Annotated in this window: 21 protein-coding genes; 11 read left to right on the top strand and 10 right to left on the bottom strand. The window is 66.2% G+C overall.

Features of this window, described 5'->3' with window-relative positions; genetic code table 11:
* The first annotated feature begins 34 nt into the window (after positions 1 to 34).
* Positions 35 to 202: a DUF2158 domain-containing protein gene (locus C8J39_RS12615; protein ID WP_165895196.1), complete on the top strand. Its 168-nt coding sequence runs from the start codon at positions 35 to 37 to the stop codon at positions 200 to 202.
* Positions 203 to 459: 257 nt separating this feature from the next.
* Here C8J39_RS12615 and gltX read toward each other — a convergent pair whose 3' ends face one another.
* Positions 460 to 1,785, bottom strand: a complete 1,326-nt coding sequence (gene gltX / locus C8J39_RS12610; RefSeq protein ID WP_120300772.1) for a glutamate--tRNA ligase — start codon at positions 1,783 to 1,785, stop codon at positions 460 to 462.
* 97 nt (positions 1,786 to 1,882) lie between these two features.
* On the opposite strand from gltX, the gene C8J39_RS12605 reads away from it, so the two are divergent.
* Positions 1,883 to 2,821: a ribose-phosphate pyrophosphokinase gene (locus tag C8J39_RS12605; RefSeq protein WP_056064113.1), complete on the top strand. Its 939-nt coding sequence runs from the start codon at positions 1,883 to 1,885 to the stop codon at positions 2,819 to 2,821.
* Positions 2,822 to 3,003: 182 nt separating this feature from the next.
* Here the strand turns inward: C8J39_RS12605 and C8J39_RS12600 are convergent, their stop codons facing one another.
* Positions 3,004 to 3,333: a PilZ domain-containing protein gene (locus C8J39_RS12600; RefSeq protein WP_056064110.1), complete on the bottom strand. Its 330-nt coding sequence runs from the start codon at positions 3,331 to 3,333 to the stop codon at positions 3,004 to 3,006.
* Positions 3,334 to 3,673: 340 nt separating this feature from the next.
* Here C8J39_RS12600 and sucC point away from each other — a divergent pair, with 340 nt between their 5' ends.
* From sucC to C8J39_RS12580, 4 genes are all read left to right on the top strand, one after another.
* Entirely contained in the window at positions 3,674 to 4,876 is a 1,203-nt protein-coding gene (gene sucC, locus C8J39_RS12595) for an ADP-forming succinate--CoA ligase subunit beta (protein ID WP_056053980.1), read from the top strand.
* Between the two features lie 247 nt (positions 4,877 to 5,123).
* Entirely contained in the window at positions 5,124 to 5,870 is a 747-nt protein-coding gene (locus C8J39_RS12590) for an electron transfer flavoprotein subunit beta/FixA family protein (protein ID WP_120300771.1), read from the top strand.
* Entirely contained in the window at positions 5,867 to 6,796 is a 930-nt protein-coding gene (locus C8J39_RS12585) for an electron transfer flavoprotein subunit alpha/FixB family protein (RefSeq protein ID WP_120300770.1), read from the top strand. Before C8J39_RS12590 ends, C8J39_RS12585 begins: the two co-directional genes overlap by 4 nt.
* 432 nt (positions 6,797 to 7,228) lie before the next feature.
* Entirely contained in the window at positions 7,229 to 7,993 is a 765-nt protein-coding gene (locus C8J39_RS12580) for an energy transducer TonB (protein ID WP_120300769.1), read from the top strand.
* On the opposite strand, the gene C8J39_RS12575 is transcribed toward C8J39_RS12580, so the two are convergent.
* Positions 7,979 to 9,082, bottom strand: coding sequence for an acyltransferase family protein (locus tag C8J39_RS12575; protein ID WP_120300768.1), 1,104 nt, complete (start codon positions 9,080 to 9,082; stop codon positions 7,979 to 7,981). The two genes, C8J39_RS12580 and C8J39_RS12575, sit on opposite strands and share 15 nt — an antisense overlap.
* Before the next feature lie 109 nt (positions 9,083 to 9,191).
* Between C8J39_RS12575 and C8J39_RS12570 the strand changes: the two genes are divergently transcribed.
* Positions 9,192 to 10,421, top strand: a complete 1,230-nt coding sequence (locus C8J39_RS12570) for a dipeptidase (protein WP_120300952.1) — start codon at positions 9,192 to 9,194, stop codon at positions 10,419 to 10,421.
* A gap of 164 nt (positions 10,422 to 10,585) precedes the next feature.
* Here C8J39_RS12570 and C8J39_RS12565 read toward each other — a convergent pair whose 3' ends face one another.
* The 5 genes from C8J39_RS12565 to C8J39_RS12545 form a co-directional block, all read right to left on the bottom strand.
* On the bottom strand, positions 10,586 to 11,833 hold the full coding sequence (locus C8J39_RS12565; protein ID WP_120300767.1) for an MFS transporter: 1,248 nt from the start codon (positions 11,831 to 11,833) through the stop codon (positions 10,586 to 10,588).
* Positions 11,823 to 12,827 carry a histone deacetylase family protein gene (locus C8J39_RS12560; RefSeq protein ID WP_120300951.1) on the bottom strand — a complete coding sequence of 335 codons (1,005 nt, stop codon included), beginning with the start codon at positions 12,825 to 12,827 and terminating at the stop codon, positions 11,823 to 11,825. The genes C8J39_RS12565 and C8J39_RS12560 overlap by 11 nt, the downstream gene beginning before the upstream one ends.
* 91 nt (positions 12,828 to 12,918) lie before the next feature.
* Positions 12,919 to 13,476: a 2'-5' RNA ligase family protein gene (locus tag C8J39_RS12555; RefSeq protein ID WP_120300766.1), complete on the bottom strand. Its 558-nt coding sequence runs from the start codon at positions 13,474 to 13,476 to the stop codon at positions 12,919 to 12,921.
* Positions 13,477 to 13,693: 217 nt separating this feature from the next.
* Entirely contained in the window at positions 13,694 to 15,259 is a 1,566-nt protein-coding gene (locus C8J39_RS12550) for a lysine--tRNA ligase (RefSeq protein ID WP_120300765.1), read from the bottom strand.
* A 57-nt stretch (positions 15,260 to 15,316) separates the two neighbouring features.
* Positions 15,317 to 15,622: a hypothetical protein gene (locus C8J39_RS12545; RefSeq protein WP_056053958.1), complete on the bottom strand. Its 306-nt coding sequence runs from the start codon at positions 15,620 to 15,622 to the stop codon at positions 15,317 to 15,319.
* Between the two features lie 220 nt (positions 15,623 to 15,842).
* On the opposite strand from C8J39_RS12545, the gene C8J39_RS12540 reads away from it, so the two are divergent.
* Both C8J39_RS12540 and C8J39_RS12535 read left to right on the top strand, forming a co-directional pair.
* Positions 15,843 to 18,542: an ATP-dependent DNA helicase gene (locus C8J39_RS12540; RefSeq protein ID WP_120300764.1), complete on the top strand. Its 2,700-nt coding sequence runs from the start codon at positions 15,843 to 15,845 to the stop codon at positions 18,540 to 18,542.
* A gap of 8 nt (positions 18,543 to 18,550) precedes the next feature.
* The gene (locus tag C8J39_RS12535; RefSeq protein WP_120300763.1) at positions 18,551 to 19,087 is read left to right on the top strand and encodes a histidine phosphatase family protein; all 537 of its coding nucleotides are present in this window, start codon (positions 18,551 to 18,553) and stop codon (positions 19,085 to 19,087) included.
* Positions 19,088 to 19,336: 249 nt separating this feature from the next.
* Here C8J39_RS12535 and C8J39_RS12530 read toward each other — a convergent pair whose 3' ends face one another.
* Entirely contained in the window at positions 19,337 to 19,861 is a 525-nt protein-coding gene (locus C8J39_RS12530; RefSeq protein WP_120300762.1) for a DUF177 domain-containing protein, read from the bottom strand.
* Positions 19,858 to 20,364, bottom strand: coding sequence for a ubiquinol-cytochrome C chaperone family protein (locus C8J39_RS12525; RefSeq protein WP_243644342.1), 507 nt, complete (start codon positions 20,362 to 20,364; stop codon positions 19,858 to 19,860). Before C8J39_RS12525 ends, C8J39_RS12530 begins: the two co-directional genes overlap by 4 nt.
* A 134-nt stretch (positions 20,365 to 20,498) precedes the next feature.
* Between C8J39_RS12525 and C8J39_RS12520 the strand changes: the two genes are divergently transcribed.
* Together C8J39_RS12520 and C8J39_RS12515 are read left to right on the top strand one after the other, a co-directional pair.
* Positions 20,499 to 21,005 (top strand): outer membrane protein assembly factor BamE, encoded by a 507-nt coding sequence (locus tag C8J39_RS12520; RefSeq protein ID WP_107954262.1) that lies wholly within the window; start codon positions 20,499 to 20,501, stop codon positions 21,003 to 21,005.
* 248 nt (positions 21,006 to 21,253) lie between these two features.
* Complete coding sequence (locus tag C8J39_RS12515; protein ID WP_243649981.1) at positions 21,254 to 22,702, top strand: glycosyl transferase family protein; 1,449 nt, start codon at positions 21,254 to 21,256, stop codon at positions 22,700 to 22,702.
* Positions 22,703 to 22,797: the final 95 nt, after the last annotated feature.

Below are 22,797 nucleotides of genomic sequence, written 5' to 3'. Positions count from 1 at the left end.
CCGCCGTCACGGTGAGTCTTTAAGGAGAATAGGCATGGAAGACATCAAGGCCGGAGATGTGGTCGTACTGAAGTCCGGTAGCCGGGCCATGACTGTGCAATGGATCGGAAACGACAATACTTGTGGAGTGGTATGGGCAGACCGCGAAGGCGTCCATCATATAGCCAATTATAACATAGCGGCTATCAAGAAGGATACTTAATCGAACGCCAGTGCCACTCGCGCGCGGCATTCACAAAATACAACTGGGCCACACAAGGTCTTTTGGCGGTCTTATTGTCGTAGACATTTCATTACGTGCGGCATTCTATCAAATGCTGCCAAAGGACGTTTATTGGCACCTGCTCGCGGGTTGGCCCGCCCTTCCTTGTTCTCCCGCGAAGGCGGGAGCCCAGGCTGGACTCCCGCCTTCGCGGGAGAACATGCTTTCTCGGGGACCGGATTTTCAGGAACGCGAAATCAGCGCGCCGCCAAACGCTCCAGCCCCCGCTCACGCCCGATCAGCGGCAGCAACGCCGCCATGTCCGGCCCGTGATCGCGCCCTGTCAACGCCAGCCGCAACGGCAGGAACAGCGCCTTCCCCTTACGTCCCGTCTCCGTCTTCAACCGAGCGGTCAGCGCGTGCCAGGGATCGCTCGACCAGTCGATCTCACCCGCCGCCACCAGCGCCTGATCGAGATACGCGGCGTCGATATCGCCCTCGACAGCCACCGGCCCCTCGATCACCCCCCACCAATCCGCCGCGTCCGCCAGCGTCACGAGGTTTGGCCGCACCGCCTCCCACGCCGCCACGTCCATGCCCTCCGGCAACCGCTCGGCCACCGCCTCGAACGGCAGCGCATGCAGGATCCGTGCGTTCAACGCCGCCAGTTCCGCCTCGTCGAACCGCGCCGGCGCCCGCCCGAACCGCGCGAAGTCGAACCCTGCAATCAATGGCGCGGCGTCGGCGATCGGCTCGACCGGATCGCTCGTCCCGATCCGCGCGAGCAGCGCGCGTACCGCCTGCGGCTCGATCCCGACCTCGCGGAAATGATCGACGCCGAGCGACCCGAGCCGCTTGGACAGCTTGCCCTCCGCGCCGGTCAGCAATGCCTCATGCGCAAACTGCGGCGGAGTCACGCCGAGCGCGGCGAACATCTGCAACTGGAGTGCGGTGTTGGACACGTGATCCTCGCCGCGCACCACGTGCGTCACGCCCATCTCGGCATCGTCGATCGCCGACGGCAGCATATACAGCCACGACCCGTCCGCGCGCCGGATCACCGGGTCGCTCATCGTCTTCGCCTCGAAATGCGCCGCGCCGCGGATCAGGTCGTCCCATGCGATCGCCGAGTCGTGATCGAGCTTGAACCGCCAATGCGGCTTCACGCCGTCCGCCTCCAGCTTCGCCCGCGCATCGTCGTCCAACGCCAGCGCCGCGCGGTCGTAGATCGGCGGCAACCCGCGCCCGGCCTGAATCTTCCGCTTCAGGTCGAGCTCCTGCGTGGTCTCGTACGCCGGATACACGTGCCCGCTCGCAACCAGTGCCGCGAACCGCGCCTCGTACAGAGCGAACCGCGCCGACTGCCGTTCCTCCGCATCCGGCGTCATCCCGAGCCAGTCGAGATCGGCGCGGATCGCGTCGATGAAGCGCTCTTCGCTGCGCTCGGGATCGGTATCGTCGATCCTGAGCACGAACTTCCCGCCATTGGCACGCGCGAACATCCAGTTGTGGAGCGCGGTGCGGATGTTGCCGACATGCAGCCGGCCGGTGGGCGAGGGGGCGAAACGGGTGATCACGGTCATCCTGCCGCTGTACGGAGCGGCGCGTCGACGGGCAAACCCTTCCACCACGCGATTCGTGCGCCTAAGGGGTGCGGAATATCGAGCGGGAAATAGCTTCATGAAACTGATGACCGGCAATTCGAACCTGCCGCTGGCGCAGGAAATCTCCGCCTATCTCGAGATCCCGCTGACCGACGTCAGCGTGCGGCGCTTTGCCGACGAGGAGGTCTTTGTCGAGATCAACGAGAACGTCCGCGGCGAGGATGTGTTCGTGATCCAGTCGACCGGCTATCCCGCCAACGACAATCTCATGGAATTGCTGATCATGATCGACGCGCTGAAGCGTGCGTCGGCGCGCCGCATCACCGCGGTGATCCCGTACATGGGCTATGCGCGACAGGACCGGAAGCCGGGCCCGCGCACGCCGATCTCGGCGAAGCTGGTCGCCAATTTGATCACCGTCGCGGGCGCCAACCGCGTGTTGTCGGTCGATCTGCATGCCGGCCAGATCCAGGGTTTCTTCGATATCCCCACCGACAATCTCTACGCGGCGCCGGTGATGTCGGCGGACATTCTGGCACGGTTCAAGGGCAAGAACCTGATGGTCGTGTCGCCGGACGTCGGCGGCGTCGTTCGCGCCCGCGTGCTCGCCAAGCGACTCGACAACGCCCCGCTCGCGATCGTCGACAAGCGTCGCGAGCGCGCGGGCGAGTCGGAGGTGATGAACATCATCGGCGAGGTCGAGGGGCGCTTTTGCATCCTGGTCGACGATATCGTCGATTCGGCGGGCACGCTGTGCAATGCGGCGGCGGCGTTGAAGGAAGCGGGGGCGGAGGATGTCGTGGCCTATGTCACGCACGGCGTGCTGTCAGGTGGTGCGGTAGCTCGAGTCGAGGGCTCGGAACTGCGTGAACTGGTGATCACCGATTCGATCGGGAATCACGAAGTGATTAAGGACGCCCACGGCAAGATCCGCCATCTCCAGATCGCACCGTTGCTGGGTGAAGCGATCAAGCGGATTGCAGATGAAACGTCGGTGTCGAGCTTGTTCGACTGAAGAAAAGTTGTTTCCCCGCGAAGGCGGGGACCCAGGCTGGGCTTCAGCCTTCGCGGGAGAACGCATTAAGGCAAGTTACGGTCGGCAAAGCCGCCATCGGATGGGTTCGCTTGGGCGACCCACCGGCCGAGCCTGCGATTGCGCATCGCTACGCTCGCGCATCGGCGCGGACGTAGCCGCGCCTATCGCTGGCTCAGTGCCACAATATGCTCGAACACCGCCGGATGCAGCGGCTTGGCGAATGCACAGCCATATTTGAACTTGTCACGCCAGGCGACCACCGCCTCGAGCGCAGCCAACCCCGGCAATGTCAGCCACACCACCGTCCCCGGCCACAACGTAAAGCTCGTCTCCGCACGAAAGCCCGAGAGCGACAAATCCGTCACCTCGATCTCGAATCGCGTCTGACCCCGATCGCGCAAATGCGCGCGCATCTTGACGGCCTTGCGTAGCGCCTGACGGAGCTCCTCGCCGGTCGGTTCGGCGGGGGGGATGGGGACGGGCTGTGTCATGTCCGGAACACTGCTCCCCAAGTGGTTACTAATCTCCAAACGCCTTACGATTCGGCCGCTTGAGGTTTAGCCGCGCGTGACTGAGCGGATGCACCATTGGCACCGTCAAAGTAGGTTCGGAACGCAATGATGCGGAGTCGGATCGCCATGGTCCTGCTGTAGAGGCGGCGGGGCGCGACGCCAAAGGAATTGCTTTAGATCAGGCCATTCGCGGTCGATAAATCCATCTATTGATAACGACACGCAACTGCAAATGCCTTAAGGGTGGATTTGCTGGCCGCCTTGTGCTTTACGCCCAACCAATTCCCGAGTTTCCTAAAAATTGCGTGGAGCCTTCCCGATGAACATCCATGAATACCAGGCCAAGGAACTGCTGGCCAAGTTCGGCGTCCCCGTGCCTGCCGGTTTCGCGGCACTGACCGTCGAGGAGGCCGTCGAGGCCTCGAAGAAGCTTCCCGGACCGCTCTATGTCGTCAAGGCGCAGATCCACGCCGGCGGCCGCGGCAAGGGCAAGTTCGTCGAGCTCGGCCCCGATGCGAAGGGCGGCGTCCGCCTCGCCAAGACCGAGGACGAGGTTCGCGCAGCCGCGACCGACATGCTCGGCAACACGCTCGTCACGATCCAGACGGGTGACGCGGGCAAGCAGGTCAATCGCCTGTACGTCACCGATGGCGTCGACATCGACAAGGAATTCTACCTCGCGCTGACGCTCAACCGCACCACCGGCCGGGTGATGATGGTCGTCTCGACCGAAGGCGGCATGGACATCGAGGCCGTCGCGCACGACACGCCCGAGAAGATCCAGTCGATCGACATCGACCAGGCGACCGGCTTTATGCCGCATCACGGCCGTGCCGTCGCTGCCGCGCTGAAGCTGACCGGTGATCTCGCCAAGCAGGCCGCGAACACCGCGTCGAAGCTGTATGACGCGTTCATGGGTACCGATGCCGAGCAGATCGAGATCAACCCGCTCGCGGTCACCAACGACGGCAAGCTGATGGTGCTTGACGCGAAGGTCGCGTTCGACGGCAATGCGCTGTTCCGCCACAAGGACCTGCTCGAACTGCGCGACGAGACCGAGGAAGATCCCGCCGAGCTCGAGGCGTCGAAGTACGACCTCGCCTACATCAAGCTCGACGGCGACATCGGTTGCATGGTCAACGGCGCAGGCCTGGCGATGGCGACGATGGACATCATCAAGCTCAACGGCATGTTCCCGGCCAACTTCCTCGACGTCGGCGGCGGCGCCAATAAGGAGAAGGTGACGGCGGCGTTCAAGATCATCCTCGCGGATCCGAACGTGAAGGGCATCCTGGTCAACATCTTCGGTGGCATCATGAAGTGCGACATCATCGCCGACGGCATCGTCGCCGCGGCGAAGGAAGTGAACTTGTCGGTGCCGCTGGTCGTCCGCCTCGAGGGCACGAATGTCGAGAAGGGCAAGGAGATCCTGGCCAACTCGGGTCTCGCGATCGTCCCAGCGAACGACCTTGGCGACGCTGCGAAGAAGATCGTCGCAGAGGTGCAGAAGGTCGCGGCCTAACCGCTGTCGACGACGCATACTGATTCTGCGAAAAGCGGGGCTCGGACGGAAACGTCCGGGCCCTTTTTCGTTGATGTCGCACACTGTTCGGCAGGTGGTCCGATCGGCATCTCGCCGTGACGCTACGGCATAGCGATGTTTCCATACCGGACTTGCGAAAACGGCTCGAAACGGCCATCTGTCGCGCCAACGCCGCCATACTGTGACGGTGATCGAAACGAATGATTTCACCTTGGAAGGAACCCCGATGAAGGTGCTGGTGCCGGTCAAGCGCGTGCTTGACTACAACGTGAAGCCCCGCGTGAAGGCGGACGGAACGGGCGTCGATCTGGCGAACGTCAAGATGAGCATGAACCCGTTCGACGAGATCGCGGTCGAGGAAGCCATCCGTCTCAAGGACAAGGGCGTGACGGAGATCGTCGTCGTCTCGATCGGCGAGCAGAAGAGCCAGGAAACGCTCCGCACCGCGCTCGCGATGGGTGCCGACCGTGCGATCCTCGTCGTCAGCGAGACCAAGGTCGAGCCGCTGGGCGTCGCCAAGATTCTCGCCAAGATCGTCGAGGAGGAGAAGCCCGACCTCGTGATCCTCGGCAAGCAGGCGATCGACGACGACAACAACCAGACCGGGCAGATGCTCGCCGGCCTCCTGAACTGGGGCCAGGGCACGTTCGCCTCGAAGGTCGAGATCGCCGACGGTTCGGTCAACGTGACGCGCGAAGTCGATGGCGGTGCCGAGACGGACACGCTGAAACTGCCCGCGATCATCACCACCGATCTCCGCCTCAACGAGCCACGCTATGCCTCGCTGCCGAACATCATGAAGGCGAAGTCGAAGCCGATGGCGCAGAAGACGCCGGCCGATTTCGGCGTCGACGTGACGCCGCGCCTGACCACGCTGAAGGTGGTCGAGCCCGCCAAGCGCTCGGCTGGGATCAAGGTCGTCGATGTCGACGCGCTGGTCGGCAAGCTCAAGGAAATGGGAGTCGCCAAGTGAAGACGCTCGTCTGGGTCGAACATGACGGTCAGGCCGTCAAGGATGCCACGCTGTCGGCGGTGACTGCCGCCTCGCAGCTTGGCGAAGTCCATCTGCTCGTCGTCGGCCAGGGCGTCGACGGAGTCGCGGCGGAAGCCGCGAAGATCGCCGGCGTCGGCAAGGTGCACGTCGCGGACGACGCTGTGTTCGCGCATGCGCTGGCGGAGAACGTCGCGCCGCTGATCGTCGAGTTGATGGCCAGCCACGATGCGTTCGTCGCGCCGTCGACCACGCACGGCAAGAACATCGCGCCGCGCGTCGCAGCCCTGCTCGACGTCATGCAGATCAGCGACATCCTGTCGGTCGAAAGCGAAGACACGTTCACGCGGCCGATCTATGCCGGCAACGCGATCGCAACGGTGCAGTCGACCGACGCGAAGAAGGTCATCACGGTGCGCGGCACGGCGTTCGCCAAGGCCGCGACCGAGGGTGGCTCGGGCGAGATCGAGGCGGTCGCATCGACCGGTGACAAGGGTCTGTCGACCTTCGCCGGCTCGGAGATCGCCAAGAACGAGCGTCCCGAGCTGACCAGCGCGAAGATCATCGTCTCGGGCGGCCGTGCGCTTGCCTCGAGCGACCAGTTCCACGCGATGATCGATCCGCTGGCGGACAAGCTCGGCGCCGGCGTCGGTGCCTCGCGCGCGGCGGTCGACGCTGGCTACGCGCCGAACGACTATCAGGTCGGCCAGACCGGCAAGATCGTCGCGCCGGAAGTGTATGTCGCGGTCGGCATCTCCGGCGCGATCCAGCATCTCGCGGGCATGAAGGACTCGAAGGTCATCATCGCGATCAACAAGGACGAGGACGCGCCGATCTTCCAGGTCGCGGACATCGGCCTGGTCGGCGATCTGTTCAAGATCGTGCCGGAGTTGACGGCGAAGCTGTAGGCAAAGCCGCTGCGCAAGGCGAAGCCAAGCGCAACAGCAAGCCCGGCCGGCGGCGCTCCAGCGCCGACCGACGACGCGGGATTTACTCCCGCGTCGCGCGCCACGAACGGGCGGTGTGATTTCGGTCGCGCCGCCCGTTCTAGCGTCTGCCGAACGCACAGGTCTGCCGACGCCGAACCCATACGCTTACAAACCGCGGTCTATCTGACCCAAGTGACCACCTCCCCGGCGAAGGCCGGGGCCCAATTGGGAAACGGAGGTAACGACAGACGGTGCTTCGTTAGATCGACCTTTCCACTTGAACCCCGCCCTGCGCCGGGGAGGTGCATCTGTCGAAGCGGGATAAGTCCCGAATACGTCCGAAGTACCGAGATCGTTCTCGCGCTCTCACGCGCAGTTGCCGCCCGCCGCGCGCCTCCCCAACTACCCAGCATGTACGGCGTCCACTCGAACCCGCGCGACCGCCTGATATCCGCCGCCAGCGCCGCGCTACTCTGCACCGTCATCGGCTACGCGCTTATCATCGGGCTCGGTGTCAGCATTCCCACCGCTATCCCCGACGCGCTGAAGACGTTCGCGGTTAGCCCGAAAGCCCCTCCACCGCCGCCGCCCGAAAAGATCATCCCCCGCCCAGCGAACAACCACCGTCACGAAGGCGCGGCTTCCCCCGCCAACCTCCGCTCGAAGGCAACCGAACTCGTCGTTCCCAAGCCGATCATCCTCCCGATCGTTCCACCGCCCCCGGTCATCGCCACGCTGAAACCAGGCCCTGGCAGCGACGTCACCACGGGCGCGGCTCCCATCCCCGGACCCGGCACAGGAGCAGGCGGCGAAAGGAACGGCACCGGTAGCGGGCGCGCCGGAAATGGCGACGGCGACGGTGGCGACGAGACTCGGCCCCGCCTCCTAAAAGGCCGCTTCAAGAACAAGGACTTTCCCAATGCCGAGGCGGTGATCGGTGCGGGCGGGATCGTCGGCGTGCGCTACACCGTCGAGACCGACGGCAGCGTCACGCACTGCATGGTCACGCGCTCCAGCGGAAACGGCGTGCTCGACGCGACCACCTGCCGCCTGATCGAATTGCGCTTCCGCTATCGCCCGTGGCTCGACGCCGCTGGTCGCCCGGTGCGCTCGACCGTCGTCCACAACCAGGAATGGGTGAACCAGCTCGATCCGCCGCCGTCACGCGGTAACTGAAGCCGATCCTCCCAGCCGCCCGCCACTGAGTACCCGCGCGACCGTCGGCGAGAGCGCCATCAGCACCTGTCCTAGCACGATCGTGACGCCGAGCACCAGCAACGGCTGGACCAGCAGATATGCCGGATACAGCCCCGCCCCCAGCACGCCGGTCGCCAATCCGATCACCGGCCCGAACAGCCACAACAGCACCAGGTGATCGCAGAATGCGAGGAACCCGTAGCGCTCGATCCCGCGCAACCGATCCGCGACGCCGCTTCCCGCCAGCGTCCAGGCGAGCCGCCAGAACAGCACCGCCGACGCCAACCGGAACACGATATCGAACGCCGCCATCACATGCGGATGCGCATCGAAGAACGCATTCCCCAGCAACGCAGTCCACAGCCGTGGCGCGATCATTACCACAAACGGCAGCGCGCACAGGGCGACCGACCACCCCGCCACACGCTCCGCCACGCCAAAGCGCCGCGCGGCGATCCCAGCGGTAAAGAACAGCAGGATCTGTGGCCGCAGCAGCAACGGGATGTGCACCCCGGACACGCTCCACACGACCACCACCAGCGCGACCACTGCCAGCCAGATACTCGACGCGCGTACCAGAACCGGCGCGAGCATCATGCAGACGAACAGGTCGCGCAGGAACGGCATCTGCACGTTGACGTCGTTCGCCTGCACGAGCGGCACCAGTTCGTTGAGCGTCCAACCGATACTCGTCGGCGTCGGCGCCTTCAGATCGCCGAACGTCGCCGCCGCCCCCACCAGCAGGATCGCGATCGCGTTCCACAGAACCATCGGCAGCAGGATCGTCCGCGCCTTGCCGAGCAGAAATGGGCGGTAGCCCTGGCGCGCCGCGGTCGAGACGACCAGCCAGCCGGAGATCATCCCGAGCAGCGGCACCGCGCTACGCCCGAACACTTCGCCGAGCACCGTTCGCATCACCGCCTGCCAACTGAACGCCACTGCCGCCAATTCCTCGGCAGTGCGTCCGGTCCAGGCGTGGACGTAGACGATTCCCATGATCCCGATCAGCCGCGCGATCGCGATCGCGGTGGAGAGCCGGCCATCCGCCTCGCGCGCCGGTTCGGCCATTCCCGTGTACAATTCCGACCCTCTTCTCACGTTCGGCGAGCGCCTTACCCGGCTTGTCGCGCGCGAACACCTCCTTCAGGATGGAGTGGACGCCATGGGGGACCAAGACATGATCGCCGCATTCCTGCTGCTGGCCGCGCAGGCGAGCCCCGACGCTGCCCTATCGCGACGCGTCGAACGCGTGCTGGAGCGTAGTCCGGTGATCGACGGGCATAACGACCTCGCCTGGGAAATCCGCGATCTGCACGACGCCAAGGTCGAGTCGGTCGATCTCTCTGCCGACACCGCGCGGCTGCCGAACCCGCTCCAGACGGACATTCCCCGCCTGCGCAAAGGTCATGTCGGCGGCCAGTTCTGGTCGGTCTACATCCCCGCCGACGCGCCGCACGCGGTCGAAATGACGCTGGAGGAAATCGACATCGTCCGCCGCTTCGTCGCGGCGAACCCAGGGACGTTCGAACTCGCCACCACTGCCGCGGACATCCGGCGGATCGAGAAGGGTGGGCGGATCGCCTCGCTCATCGGCGTCGAGGGCGGGCACCAGATCGATGGGCGGCTGTCGGTGCTGCGCCAATATCGCGCGCTCGGCGTCGCCTATATGACGCTGACGCACGGCAAGAGCCTGAACTGGGCGGACAGCTCGACCGACGCGCCACGTGCGAACGGACTGAGCGACTTCGGGCGGCAGGTGGTCGCGGAGATAAACCGGATCGGGATGATTGTCGACGTGTCGCACGTGTCCGACGCGACGATGGCGGCGGCTTTGGTGGCGAGCAAGGCGCCGGTGATCGCCTCGCATTCCAGCGCACGCGCGATCGCCGATGCGCCGCGGAATATCCCCGACGACCTGCTCCGCGCGATCGGCGCGAACGGCGGCGTGGTGATGGTGAACTTCTACCCGTCGTTCCTGTCGGCCGAGTGGCGTGCCTGGGACATCGCGCGCTCGGCCTATGCGAAGTCGGTCGGCGTTCCGGCGAACGTCTATGGCGCCAAATCGCCTGCGCCGCTGGTGGCGTGGGACGCGGCGCATCCGGAACCGCAGGTCACCGCCGCGACGGTCGCAGATCATGTCGAGCATATCGCGAAGATCGCTGGTCACGATCATGTCGGGATCGGCGGAGATTTCGACGGGATCCAGGGGACCGGGCCGATCGGCTTGAAGGGCGTCGACGGCTATCCGCTGCTGTTCGCCGAACTGGCGCGGCGGGGGTGGAGCGATGGCGACTTGGCGAAGCTGTCGGGCGGCAACGTCTTGCGCGTCATGGAGCGGGTCGAAGCGGTCGCGAAGAGCATGGCGGGTATGCCGCCCATCGACGCGACCGACGTGGCGTCTCGGTAGAGCAGGTTCCCGTTCCCAAGTCGGCGCAAAGCCGGACTTCTTCTCCCCTCCCTGGAAGGGAGGGGGCGGGGGTGGGTCTGGTTCCTCGAATACCAGGGCTGATGACTCACACTCGCCAATCCACCCCCAGCCCCTCCCTTTCCAGGGAGGGGAGAATTCGCCCTTCAAGGATCCGGCATCCGCTGCGGCATCGGCGGCTCCACCATCAGTGGGGGCACCGTGCGCAACACCAGCCCGATCACCAGCGCCGCCACGCCGAGCAAAAGGCAGAACGCCGTGACCCCCGGCCATCCGGCATGCGTCCACGCAAACCCGCCGGCCGATCCCAGCACGCTCGACCCCATATAGTAGAAGAACAGGTAGAACGCCGCCGCTTGCCCGCGCGAGCCGCCGCCGCCTGCAACCTGGGCCCGCCGCCCGACCCAGGCGCTCGCGATCGAATGGGCGCCGAAGAAGCCGATCGTCACCACCGCGATCCCCGCGATCACCAGCACCAGCGGCGTCATCGCGGTCAACGCGACACCGGCGATCAGCAACACGACCGGTATCCAGAACACCTTCCGCCGCCCGAGCCGTCCCGCCAGCGTGCCGAACTTCGCCGAACTCACCGATCCGAGCACATACAGCAGGAAGACCCCGCCGACCGCCGCCTGGCTGAGGCCGTAAGGCGGACGCATCAACCGGAACCCCGCATAATTGTAGATCGTGACGAACACGCCCATCAACAGGAACGCCTCGAGATACAGCAGCGGCATCGCGCGATCGGTGAACAGCGATCCGGCACTCCGCAGCAACGCGCCGGGACGTCCCACGCTCGGCGTGAAATTGCGCGAGAGCGGTGCGAGCCGGCGGAATGCCTCCGCCATTGCGAGGCCAGCGACGCCGACTGCCGCGAGCGCCCAGCGCCAGCCTTCGAGATCGGCGACGACGCTCACGACCAGTCGCCCCGCCATCCCGCCGAGCGCGCTGCCCGCGATATACAGCCCCATCGCCGCCCCGACCGAGCCGGCGTCGACCTCCTCCGCGACATAGGCCATCGCCACCGCCGGCACGCCCGCAAGCGCGACGCCGGTCAGGAACCGCAACACGAGCAATCCGCTCCAACCCGGCACGACCGCCGCTGCCAGCGTCAGCGCACCGGCTGCAAACATTGCCACGATCATTAGCGGCCGCCGCCCGACGCGGTCCGACACGAACCCCGCGAACAATATGCCGATCGCGAGCGGACCCGTCGCCAGCGACACCGCCAGCGACGCGCCCTCCGCGGTCAGCCCGAATTGGGCAGCGAACAGCGGCAGCAACGGCTGCACCGAGTACAACAACGAGAAGGTCGAGAACCCCGCGAACAGCATCGCCAGCGTCAGCCGACGATAGGCGGGCGTGCCGATCGCGATACGCGCGTCAGAACCCATCGAGGAAGCTCGCGACATTGTGGCCCAGCGCGTCGACCGCGTAGCCCCCTTCCATGACGATGACGGTCGGCCAGTTGCGTGCCGCGATATCGCGCGCGAGGACCGCGTAATCTGGCGTGGTCAACTTGAAGTGCGAGATCGGATCGCCCTCCCACGTGTCCGCGCCGAAGCTGACGACGAGCAGGCCCGGTTCGAACGCGGCGATCGCGTCGAGCGCGGCCGTTTGCGCGGCCCGAAATGCATCGATCTGCGTGCCGTGGGGGAGGGGGAGGTTCAGCGTTGTGCCGAGCCCTTCGCCTTCGCCAATCTCATCGGCATGGCCCCAGTAGAATGGGTAATCGGTCTTGGGATCGGCGTGGACCGAGGCGTAGAACACGTCGCCTCTCGTGTAGAATATGTCCTGCGTGCCGTTGCCGTGGTGATAGTCGATGTCGAGGATGGCGACGCGTGCGACGCCGGAGTCGCGCGCGGCCTGCGCGGCGATCGCGGCGGTGTTGAGGTGGCAATATCCGCCGCAATAGTCTGCGCCGGCATGGTGGCCGGGCGGGCGGCACAGCGCAAACGCGGCACGGTCGCCGTCGAGGACGGCGTGCGTCGCGGCGAGCGCGGACTGCGCGCTACCATAGGAGGCGGCCCAGGTCTCGGGGGTGATCGGCGTGGTCGCATCGAAGCTGTGCGCGCCGATCAGCGCGTCGATCCGGGTGAGATCGAGCGGACGGCGGCCGCGGATCGGGAAGGTGTAGGGGATCGCATCGCCTTCGCGACCGGCTTCGCGCCACAGTCGCGCGGCATCCTTTAGAAAGGTAAGGTACGGCGCGGGATGGATAGCCAGAATCGGCGCCTCGCCGCGATCCTCTGGCGCCTGGACCGGACCGAGCGCGCGCAGGATCGCATCGACGCGCGCAGGCGTCTCCGCATAAGCCGTGAACGCGCCGTTATGCAGTTCCCACGCTGGTGCATGGGTCCGCTGGGCGTCGTCGAAAAACAGCCGCATGTTCGCTCCTTGGTGCGCGGTCACGAGGGCAGAACCAACCGATCGCGTCCTGGGTCCTACGGGATCTCGCGCGTTCGGCAAATTCGAAGGCTCAGAACAGCGCCAGTTGTCGATCGTCGTCGCCGCTGAGCAGCCAGCGGCCGAGCACGTCGTGTCGCGTTCGCCCTACATGGCTGTGGACCAGTACGAACGCATCCGCCGTCCAGCCGATCGGCGCGATGTCTTGCGTGAACGGCGCGCCGTCGCGGTAGCCGAGCGTCATGTGAGCACTCGAGCGAAAGCCAGCGCGGGCGCGTAGCCCCGCCGCCTCACGCGCTACGGCGATCCGCTGGTACAAGGCGGCGAAGGATGCATTTTTGCGGCGCGGCCGCAGAGCAATGGATCGATCGCTGCCGATCACGGTATCGAACTCGATCGCGAACGGCACCGCCTCGACCGCATCGCCGATCGCCTTCAGGTCGCGCTCCAACGCCGTCGACACGCGGTCCTGGTCGTCGAGAATATCGATCGTGACGTGCAGATGCTCGGGGCGCAGCTTGTCGCTGTCGGTCTCGAACCATGACGCTGCGGCGGTAATCTGGCGCGCTAGTGGGAGTGGCGGGCGGAGCGCGAAGAATAGGCGATGACGCGCGAGTGGTCGATGAAACATGCCGGTTTCCGGATCGGGGGAGGCGGACCTGTTGCTAATATGTTCTCGTTAAGCTGTCGAGGCGATACGGCCGCTCGGCCAACCTGAAACCACCACCCCGGCGAAGGCCGGGGCCCAGTTGAAAAGGTCGTGGTAACGGCGCTCTGCGTCCAGTTATGAACGTCCCCCAACTGGGCCCCGGCCTCCGCCGGGGTGGTACTTCTTCGAACGCGTCGTCTTACCGGGCGAGCGCTTCCGCGATCAGCTTCCGCGAGTTCGCCACGCCGTACAGCGCGATGAAGCTCCCCATCCGCGGACCCTGCTCCGAGCCGAGCAACGTCTCGTACAACCCCTTGAACCAGTCGCGCAGGTTCTCGAACCCACCGGTCTTGCCGATCTCGTAGACGATGTTCTGGATGTCCTCCGCGCTCGCCTCCGCCGGCAGCGCGGCGAGTTCCGCGTCCAGCCGTTCCAGCGCCGCGACCTCGACACCCTCGGGCGCGCGGCGCTTCAGCGTCGGCGCGACGAAATCGCGGCTATAGGCCAGCGCATAGCCGATCAGCCGGTCGAGCTCGGGATACTTGGTCGCGGACGCATCGGGCACATAGTTCGCCAGATAGCCCCAGACCTGCTCCTTGCTCGCATCGCCCATCACCCCGACGAGATTGAGCAACAGCCCGAACGTCACCGGCAGCTCGCCAGTCGGCAGCTTGCCGTCGTGGATGTGATGGACCGGATTGCCGAGCTGCTGCTTCAGGTCCTGGCCCGCGTAATTGCCGCGGAACTGCCAATATTCGTCCACAGCGCGCGGGATCACTCCCATGTGCAGCGACTTCGCCTTCTTGGGCTCGCGATACGCGTAGAACGCCAGCGATTCCTCGGGGCCGTAGGTCAGCCACTGCTCGAGGCTCAGCCCATTGCCCTTCGACTTCGAGATCTTCTCGCCATTCTCGTCGAGGAACATCTCGTAGTTGAAGCCCTCGGGCGGGCGCCCGCCGAGCACGCGTGCGATCTTCGACGACTGGGTGACCGAATCGATCAGGTCCTTGCCCGCCATCTCGTAATCGACGCCGAGCGCGACCCAGCGCATCGCCCAGTCGACCTTCCACTGGAGCTTGGCCTTGCCGCCCAGCACGCCCTGCTCGATCCGCTGGCCTTCGTCTTCGAACGCGATCAGGCCCGTCTCCGCATCGATCACCTCGATCGGCACCTGTAGCACGATGCCACTGGTCGGCGAGATCGGCAGCACCGGCGAATAGGTGGCACGACGCTCGGCCCGCAGCGTCGGCAGCATTACGTCCTGAATGCCCTGGAAGTGACGAAGCACACCCTTCAGCGCCTCGTCGAAGCGGCCGCCCGTGTAATATTCGGTCGACGAAGCGAACTCGTAGTCGAAGCCGTAGCGGTCGAGGAATTCGCGGAGAATCGCGTTGTTATGCGCGGCAAAGCTCGAATGCGTGCCGAACGGATCGGGGATCTGCGTCAGCGGCTTGCCAAGATGCTCGCGCAGCATGTCGCCGTTGGGGACGTTGTCCGGGACTTTCCGGAGACCGTCCATATCGTCCGAGAAGGCGATCAACCGCGTCGGCGTATCGCTCAGCGCATGAAAAGCGTTGCGCACCATCGTCGTGCGCAACACTTCGTTGAACGTGCCGATATGCGGCAGGCCCGACGGTCCATAGCCCGTCTCGAACAGCACCGGATCGCCCGACTTGCCGTTCGGATACCGCTTGAGGAGTTTACGCGCCTCCTCGTACGGCCAGGCTTTGGACTCGAGGGCGGCGGTGCGGAGTTCGTCGGTCATGATACAGCGCGACTAGCGCGTGCATTCGTGTCCGTCACCCCCACCGCCGCTCGCGACTCAGCGGCAACGATCCTTCGCGGTGATCGTCCGGTCGACCGCACGGCCACCGAGCGCACCCGCTGCACCGCCGGCCAGCGTGCCGAGCAAGCCGCCGCCGACCGCATTGCCGAGCACTGCGCCACCGACGCCGCCTGCGACGAGGCCGGTGGTGCCGCTCGAATGACGGCAACGCTTGGCGCGGTAACGACGGTCATGCCCGCGATATTCGCGCTTCGAGCGTGCTTCGGCCTTGCCCGTGGGGATCACGGCAGCCGCGGGAATTGCGAGCGAGAGCGCGCTCAGCGCCATGAGAAACTTCCGCATGATGATCGTCCCTGTTGGTGTAGATGATGTAGATAAAGTTCGGTATCGATACAGGCGCAACGCACGCGCTTCATGTCGGTTGCGTAACAGGCCGGAGTCCGTGGCCTTGTTTGCATTTGGATGATCGGCGGCGGCGCTTTATTAACGGCGACACCTTCAAATACGCGAGTTCACGGCACAAAAGGTTGCCCTTTCGTTCTCACTGCAGCAAGGTCGCGCGGTGCTTCGCTATCCTGCCCTCCACGCCAGCCATGCCGGCATCTGGATCGCGAATGTGGACGGCGCGCGTCCGATCGGGCGGGGCGAGGCGATCCGGATCGCGGCCGATACGCCGGTCATCATGCTCAATGCGCCGCTGGTCGGGCAGCGACTCGGATATCCCGATCTGTCGGGGCTCGACCTGCTCGAACTCTACGCGTTCCTCCGCCCCGCGCAGTTCGCGGTGCCGACGCCGAAGGGGATCGCGCGGGTCACCGGCCTCGACGTGCCGACCGAGGACGCGGAGGTCGCGCCGTTCCTCCTCCGCGCGGCCGAGGCGATGCTGGCGCTTACCGATGGCGACTGGCCCGAGCGTGAGGGCGCGTGGACGGCGGCGCAATCGCTGTTCCGCCTGCGCTGGCCCTGGGCGCCGGTCGTCGCCGAGCGGCTGAAGAAACCGTCCGTCAACGAGCGCTGGCTGTTCTCGTCGCTCCCCGAATGGGAGGAGCACGCGCCGCGACCTGCGCCACGTACTGTCACGATCGAGCCGGGCGATGCTGAGGCGCGACTCGTCGACCTCACCGGCCACGGCGCCGAGGAGCGTCCAGGCCAGCGCGCCTATGCCGGCGCCGCCACCGCCGCCTTCGCCCCGCGAGCGATGCGCGACACGCCGAACCTCGTCCTCGCCGAGGCGGGGACCGGGATCGGCAAGACGCTCGGCTACTTGGCCCCCGCCTCGCTATGGGCGGAAAAGGCCGGCGGCGCGGTATGGATCTCGACCTATACCAAGACGCTGCAACGCCAGCTTGGGCAGGAAACCGCTCGCCTTTACCCCGACGCGGCGATCCGCAAGGCGAAGGTGGTCACGCGGAAAGGCCGCGAGAATTACCTCTGCCTGCTGAACCTGGAGGACGCGCTGCAAGGCGGGTTCGCAGGCCGCGCGGCGATCCTCGCGCACCTCGTCGCGCGCTGGGCCGCCTACAGCGCGGACGGCGACATGGTCGGCGGCGACCTGCCCGGCTGGCTGCCGACGCTGTTCCGCCGCAACGGCTCGACCGCGCTGACCGACCGGCGCGGCGAGTGCGTGTACGCGGGCTGCCCGCACTACCGGAAATGCTTCATCGAGCGCGCTGCCCGCGCGTCGTCCGACGCCGACATCGTCATCGCCAACCACGCACTGGTGATGGTCAATGCCGCGAGAGGGCGCGAACTCGCTACCCGACCGACGCGCTACGTGTTCGACGAGGGCCATCACATCTTCGACGCGGCCGATTCGATGTTCGCGACCGCGCTGACCGGTGCGGAGACGATCGAACTGCGCCGCTGGATCCTCGGCCCCGAATCGAGCGGTCGCGGTCGCAGGCGAGGACTTGCCGCACGCCTCTCCGACCTCGCCAGCTACGACGAGCAGGGGGCGAGGGCGATCAGCGATGCGGTGACCGCGGCGGGGGCGCTGGCGTCCGACGGCTGGCTGCAGCGCCTCGGCGAAGGCGCGCCGTTCGGGCCGATCGAGACGTTGCTCGCCGCCGTCCGTGGCCTCACCTACGCGCGGGCCGAGCAGCCGGGCGACGCGGGGTACGGCCTGGAGACCGAACTCGCCGAACCCGACGCCACGCTGATCGAGGCCGCAGCCCCCGCCGCCGCCGCGCTGGATGGACTGGTCCGCCCACTCGTCACGCTCGGCCGCCGGCTTGAAGCCGTGCTCGCCGAAGCCCCTGACTGGATGGACGCGCCTGCACGAGCCCGGGTCGAAGGCGCGATTGCCTCGATCGGCTGGCGCGCGGAGACGGTGGCGTCTTGGCTGTCGCTGCTCGCGCGCGTCGGCGGGCCGGTGGATGGCGATTTCGTCGACTGGCTCGCGGTCGACCGTATCGAGGGCCGCGAGTTCGATATCGGTCTCCACCGCCACTGGCTCGACCCGACTCGGCCGTTCGCCGAGATCGTCCTGAAGCCCGCGCACGGTGCGCTCGTCACGTCGGCAACGCTCACCGGCGGCGGCGACTGGGAGGTGGCCGAAGCTCGGAGCGGCGCGCCGCATCTCCTCCGCCCCGCCGCGCGGTTCGAGGCGAAGAGCCCGTTCGATTATACGCGCCAAGCCGAAGTTCTGATCGTCACCGACGTGAAGCGCGGCGACATCGGCGCGCTTGCCAACGCCTATGCGCAGCTGATCGTCGCCAGTCGGGGCGGGACGCTCGGGCTGTTCACTGCGATCCGGCGGTTGCGTGGCGTGCATGGCCGCATCGCCGATCGACTCGCCCGCGAAGGCCTGCCGCTTCACGCGCAGCACGTCGATCCGATCGACACCGGCACGCTGGTCGACATTTTTCGCGACGATCCGGGCGCGTCGCTGCTCGGCACCGATGCGCTCCGCGACGGCGTCGACGTCCCCGGCGAATCGCTGCGGCTTGTCGTAATGGAGGGTGTACCCTGGGCGAAACCTTCCGTTCTGCACGCCGCGCGCAGGCTCGCGGGCGGCGGTTCGGCCTATGACGACCGCCTCGTCCGCGCGCGTCTGGCGCAGGCGTTCGGCCGGCTGATTCGCCGCGCAGACGATTCCGGCGTGTTCGTGATGTTGTCGGCCGCGATGCCCTCGCGTCTGCTCAGCGCGTTCCCGCCGGGCGTGCCGATCGCGCGCGTCACGCTCGAAGAAGCGGTGGCGCGAGTCGCAAGCCGGCTTTCCTCGCGAGCGCCGGTAGGGCATGAAAGCCGCGAACCGGCTTGAGGATTGCCATGAAGACGTTGACGCTGTTGCGCCACGCCAAATCCGGCTGGGACGATCCGGTCGCACGCGACTTCGATCGCCTGCTCAACGCCAAGGGCAAGCGCGCCGCGGCGATGGTCGGCCGACACATGCGGTCGCTTGGGCTTACGTTCGATCATGCGATCGCGTCGCCCGCAGTGCGCGTTTCGGAGACCTTGGAGCAGATCAAATCGGGCTATGGCCGGACGATCGCGCCGGACCTGGATCGACGGGTGTATCTCGCATCGGCGGCGACGTTGCTCGACGTGGTGCACGGCTTTCCGGCCGAGGCAGAGAGCGCGCTGCTGGTCGGGCATAATCCCGGGTTGGAGGATCTTGTCCTGATGTTGGTTGCGGATGGGGCCGATCCGCTTCGCGACGCGGTCGAGGACAAGTATCCGACGGCCAGCATTGCCGAGCTTCAGTTCGAGGGGGAGTGGAGCGATGTTGCGGCGGGTACGGCTCGCCTGACCCGCTTCATCCGCCCCCGCGATCTCGATCCGACTTTAGGGCCCGACGCGGACTAAACCGTGTTTCCCCGCGAAGGCGGGGACCCAGTCTGGGCTCCCGCCTTCGCGGGAGAACAAGGGGGCGTGAGCGCTCCGCTCCTTCAACTTCACACCACCCCGGCGAAGGCCGGGGCCCAATTGGAGACGTGGTTGTAACGGCGGACCGCCCTACCTCACTATCCGTTTCCAATTGGGCCCCGGCCTTCGCCGGGGTGGTGCGGGTTTTCGGTAAGCTGATCTCGAACAAACCCGAGATCGTCGAAGCGCTTAGCTCTTCCCCGCCATCCGCGCCTTCAGATCCGAGAACGCATTCGCCGGCCGGAACTCGTCCTCGCTGATCACCCCCGCCGCCGCCAGCGCCGCCGCGGCATTAGGCCCCCTTGGAAACGGGTCGATCGCCAGCGCCAGCGTATCCGCCGCCGCCTCGCCAAGATCGATCGTCCCCCCCTCGATCGCGACCGTGTCGAGCGCATCGTCGGACAGTTCGACCTCGTCGCCTTCCGCCACCAACTGCGCAACGAACAACAGCGCGACCGGCTCGTCGATCTGCGTATCGAGCGGTTCGTCGGTCACCGAACACGCCTGCACCGCCGCGCCGGTCACGCGGCCCTTCACGACGATGCCGCTGTCGGTGCGTTTGATGCCGAGTCGCGCGTCGAGACGCGTGATCGAGAGCAGCGCGAACCGCTTGGCCAGTGCCGCGCGCTCGTCCTCGGTCGCAGCGATCTCGACGATCCGTTCGCGCTCGCCGATCGTGTCGAGGCGTTCGGGACGGCTGAACTCGGGCTTCACGGCAATTCTCCAGATAACAGATTCGGTAGTGGCGTCGCAGCCAGCCCCGCATGAAAGGCCATCACCGACTCGCGGACGTAAGTCAGCGCGGCATCGTCCGGCCCAGCGCCCCGGTACAGGTTGCGCACTAACGCCGGCGCGATATCGCCCGCCGCCAGCCCGTCGCGGTAGGCACCAAGCCGCCCGCCGAGCATGCTCATCATCTTGCCGATATGCTTGCCGACGATGATGTCGCCGATCCCGATCTCGCGGAGCTGCCCGTCCATGTCGTCGACGAACCGCTCGGCCAGACGCGCCGCGGGTTCGCCGCCAGCGGGCTCCGTCTCGAGCCGCAACATGACGATCGCCAGCAAGGTCGCGATCATGTCGAAGCGGCCGTCGACGGTGTCCGGCACCGCGCCCTCCCGATACCAATGTTCCGCGCGGGCCCGGCCGACAACAGCGTTGTAAAGCGGCAGCGCCTCGTCGGGCTTCTCGCCGAGCAGTCTTCCCAACCAGCTCAAAATCTATCGTCCTCAACACGAAGCCGCGCTTCGGCTTGTTTGCCCGCGCATCCTCGCATATCGAGGCGATCGGCGGCCGATGCAATCGCGTGGGACCCGTCACGTGTTTTCGCGTGCCCCGGTTGGGAGTTTATATGAGCGTGTTTTCCGCCCGTACGGGTCTCGCCGCCGCACTTGCGGTCGCCGCATTGGCCAGTGGGGGCTGCACCCAGCTGCGCTCGCACCAGGGCTATGTCGTCGATACCGACCTCGTCAACTCGGTCCAGCCGGGCGTCGACAACCGCCAGTCGGTGCTCGCCACGCTCGGCAAGCCGACGCTCGCCGGCCAGTTCGACCAGGGCGACTGGTATTATCTCGCGCGCGACAGCCGCAACCTCGCCTTCCGCAACCCGCGCGCGAACGCGCAGATCACGTTGCAGATCAGCTTCGACCAGAGGGGTACCGTTACCGCGATCCGTCGCGGCGGGCTCGATCAGGTCGCGTCGATCGCACCCTATGGCAAGAAGACGCCGACGCTCGGTCGCGAGCGCGGATTCTTCCAGGATCTGTTCGGTAACATCGGCACGGTCGGCGCGGCGGGGGCTGGCGGCGGCGGTGGCGGCGGTAGCAACACCGGCGGCGGCGGTCGAAATCGACCATAGCCGGTCGGTCTGAAGGGTAAGCCCAAAGTCGGTTAGGCCGCACCGCGTGCTACGCAGCGGTGCGGCCGGGCCGGGCATCATCGGCGCCGATCCCGAAAGGGGGGAAAGGGATCATCGTCGTAACGCACGTTCGACGCGATGGTTCGCCATGTGCCGCCGTAATTCGAGAAAACGACAAACATCCGTTCTCGATAAGACTATATCCGTTACCACGGTGACTTCCGGTACCCTCCGTCCGGGGGTGTGGCTTGGGCGAGTCGCTGTGGATCATCGACGCGTCTGCGCGAGAGATGCTGCTGTTTGCGGGCGTCGGACTGCTACTCGGTGGTATCGATGATCTGCTGGTCGATCTTGTCTATATCGGTCACCGGATCAGGCATGGCGGCCGGGCTCGCCTGACTCTCGCCACTCTGCCGTCGCCGCGCATTGCAGGACGGATCGCTGTGTTCGTCGCGGCGTGGGACGAGGTCGCGGTGATCGGCGGGATGCTGACGACTGCGCTCGATCGCTACGACCACGATAATTACCGAATCTACGTTGGCGCCTATCCGAACGACCGGGGAACGATCGATGCGATTGCCGCGGTCGCCGAGCGCGACGCGCGTATCCGGCTCGTGATCGGGCCACGCAACGGACCGACGACCAAGGCCGACTGCCTCAACACGCTGTGGCATGCGCTGTGTCGCGACGATCTACGAGACGGGGCAGGGATAAATCTACCCACCAAGGCGATCGTGCTTCACGATGCCGAAGACGTCGTGCACGCGCAGGAGTTGCGCGTCTTCGACAGCCTGATCGAGCAGTATGACGTGATCCAGCTTCCCGTCCTGCCGCTGGTCCACCGCGGTGCGCGGCTGGTGTCAGGACACTATGCCGACGAGTTCGCCGAATCCCACGCCAAGCAGATCGTCGTCCGGACCGCGCTGGGCGCCGCGATGCCGCTTGCCGGCACGGGCTGTGCGATCGCACCCGCCGTCCTTGCGACGATTGCGCAGGCACGGGGCGGCGATCCGTTCGACGCCACCAGTCTGACCGAGGATTACGAGCTGGGCTTGCGACTGGCAGAGCTAGGTGCACGCGGCATCTTCGCGCGTGTCGCGGCGGACGACGCCGGGACGGTGGTCGCGGTACGCGCGTATTTCCCGTGTACGCTTAGTGGATCGGTGCGCCAGAAGACGCGGTGGATGATGGGTATCGCGCTGGCCGGCTGGGATCGTACCGGCTGGGGGCGGCCCCGCGCGGTCGCCGATCACTGGATGCGAATGCGCGATCGGCGCGCGCCGCTGGCCGTCGTGATCCTCGCGGTGGGCTATCTGGCGGTGCCGATATGGGTGTTGTCGCTGCTGATGCACGGCCAAGCCGGCGGGGCGTCACCCTACGCGAACGGCGCCTACCCGATCGCGTTCTGGCTGCTCGTCGCCAATGGCGGGTTGCTGGCGTGGCGGTTGATCGTGCGGATGATATTCACGGGACGCAGTTATGGCATGCGCGAGGCGATCTGGGCGCTGCCGCGGTTTCTCGTGGGCAACCTCGTCTCGCTGATTGCCGCACCGCGCGCGGTGATCGTCTATATCGGCATGCTGCGCGGCGCGGCGCCGGTCTGGGACAAGACACAGCACGAGTTTCCCGACGCGCTGCCCATCGACGTCATCACTGACAGCATCAACTATCCAGGCCTCGCCGCCGCGGTACGATGAGCGTCGGGCGCCCGCTGCGCTTTCTTGCATTGGCGTTGGGCGGATGGGTGATGGTCCGCGTGGCGTTGTTGTTGCCGGAGGTAACCTCGCTTCCA

This window comes from Sphingomonas sp. PP-CC-1A-547 (genome assembly GCF_003610375.1).
Taxonomy (GTDB): Bacteria; Pseudomonadota; Alphaproteobacteria; order Sphingomonadales; family Sphingomonadaceae; genus Sphingomonas.
The sequence above is the reverse complement of the archived record's forward strand: the minus strand, read 5'-3'. Positions and strand labels throughout refer to the sequence as shown.

Excerpts from the sequence above, each read along its gene's own strand:
- C8J39_RS12615 (WP_165895196.1), top strand. The coding sequence starts at position 35 with ATGGAAGACATCAAGGCCGGAGATGTGGTCGTACTGAAGTCCGGTAGC.
- gltX (WP_120300772.1), bottom strand. The coding sequence starts at position 1,785 with ATGACCGTGATCACCCGTTTCGCCCCCTCGCCCACCGGCCGGCTGCAT.
- C8J39_RS12605 (WP_056064113.1), top strand. The coding sequence starts at position 1,883 with ATGAAACTGATGACCGGCAATTCGAACCTGCCGCTGGCGCAGGAAATC.
- C8J39_RS12600 (WP_056064110.1), bottom strand. The coding sequence starts at position 3,333 with ATGACACAGCCCGTCCCCATCCCCCCCGCCGAACCGACCGGCGAGGAG.
- sucC (WP_056053980.1), top strand. The coding sequence starts at position 3,674 with ATGAACATCCATGAATACCAGGCCAAGGAACTGCTGGCCAAGTTCGGC.
- C8J39_RS12590 (WP_120300771.1), top strand. The coding sequence starts at position 5,124 with ATGAAGGTGCTGGTGCCGGTCAAGCGCGTGCTTGACTACAACGTGAAG.
- C8J39_RS12580 (WP_120300769.1), top strand. The coding sequence starts at position 7,229 with ATGTACGGCGTCCACTCGAACCCGCGCGACCGCCTGATATCCGCCGCC.
- C8J39_RS12575 (WP_120300768.1), bottom strand. The coding sequence starts at position 9,082 with ATGGCCGAACCGGCGCGCGAGGCGGATGGCCGGCTCTCCACCGCGATC.
- C8J39_RS12570 (WP_120300952.1), top strand. The coding sequence starts at position 9,192 with ATGATCGCCGCATTCCTGCTGCTGGCCGCGCAGGCGAGCCCCGACGCT.
- C8J39_RS12565 (WP_120300767.1), bottom strand. The coding sequence starts at position 11,833 with ATGGGTTCTGACGCGCGTATCGCGATCGGCACGCCCGCCTATCGTCGG.
- C8J39_RS12560 (WP_120300951.1), bottom strand. The coding sequence starts at position 12,827 with ATGCGGCTGTTTTTCGACGACGCCCAGCGGACCCATGCACCAGCGTGG.
- C8J39_RS12555 (WP_120300766.1), bottom strand. The coding sequence starts at position 13,476 with ATGTTTCATCGACCACTCGCGCGTCATCGCCTATTCTTCGCGCTCCGC.
- C8J39_RS12550 (WP_120300765.1), bottom strand. The coding sequence starts at position 15,259 with ATGACCGACGAACTCCGCACCGCCGCCCTCGAGTCCAAAGCCTGGCCG.
- C8J39_RS12545 (WP_056053958.1), bottom strand. The coding sequence starts at position 15,622 with ATGCGGAAGTTTCTCATGGCGCTGAGCGCGCTCTCGCTCGCAATTCCC.
- C8J39_RS12535 (WP_120300763.1), top strand. The coding sequence starts at position 18,551 with ATGAAGACGTTGACGCTGTTGCGCCACGCCAAATCCGGCTGGGACGAT.
- C8J39_RS12520 (WP_107954262.1), top strand. The coding sequence starts at position 20,499 with ATGAGCGTGTTTTCCGCCCGTACGGGTCTCGCCGCCGCACTTGCGGTC.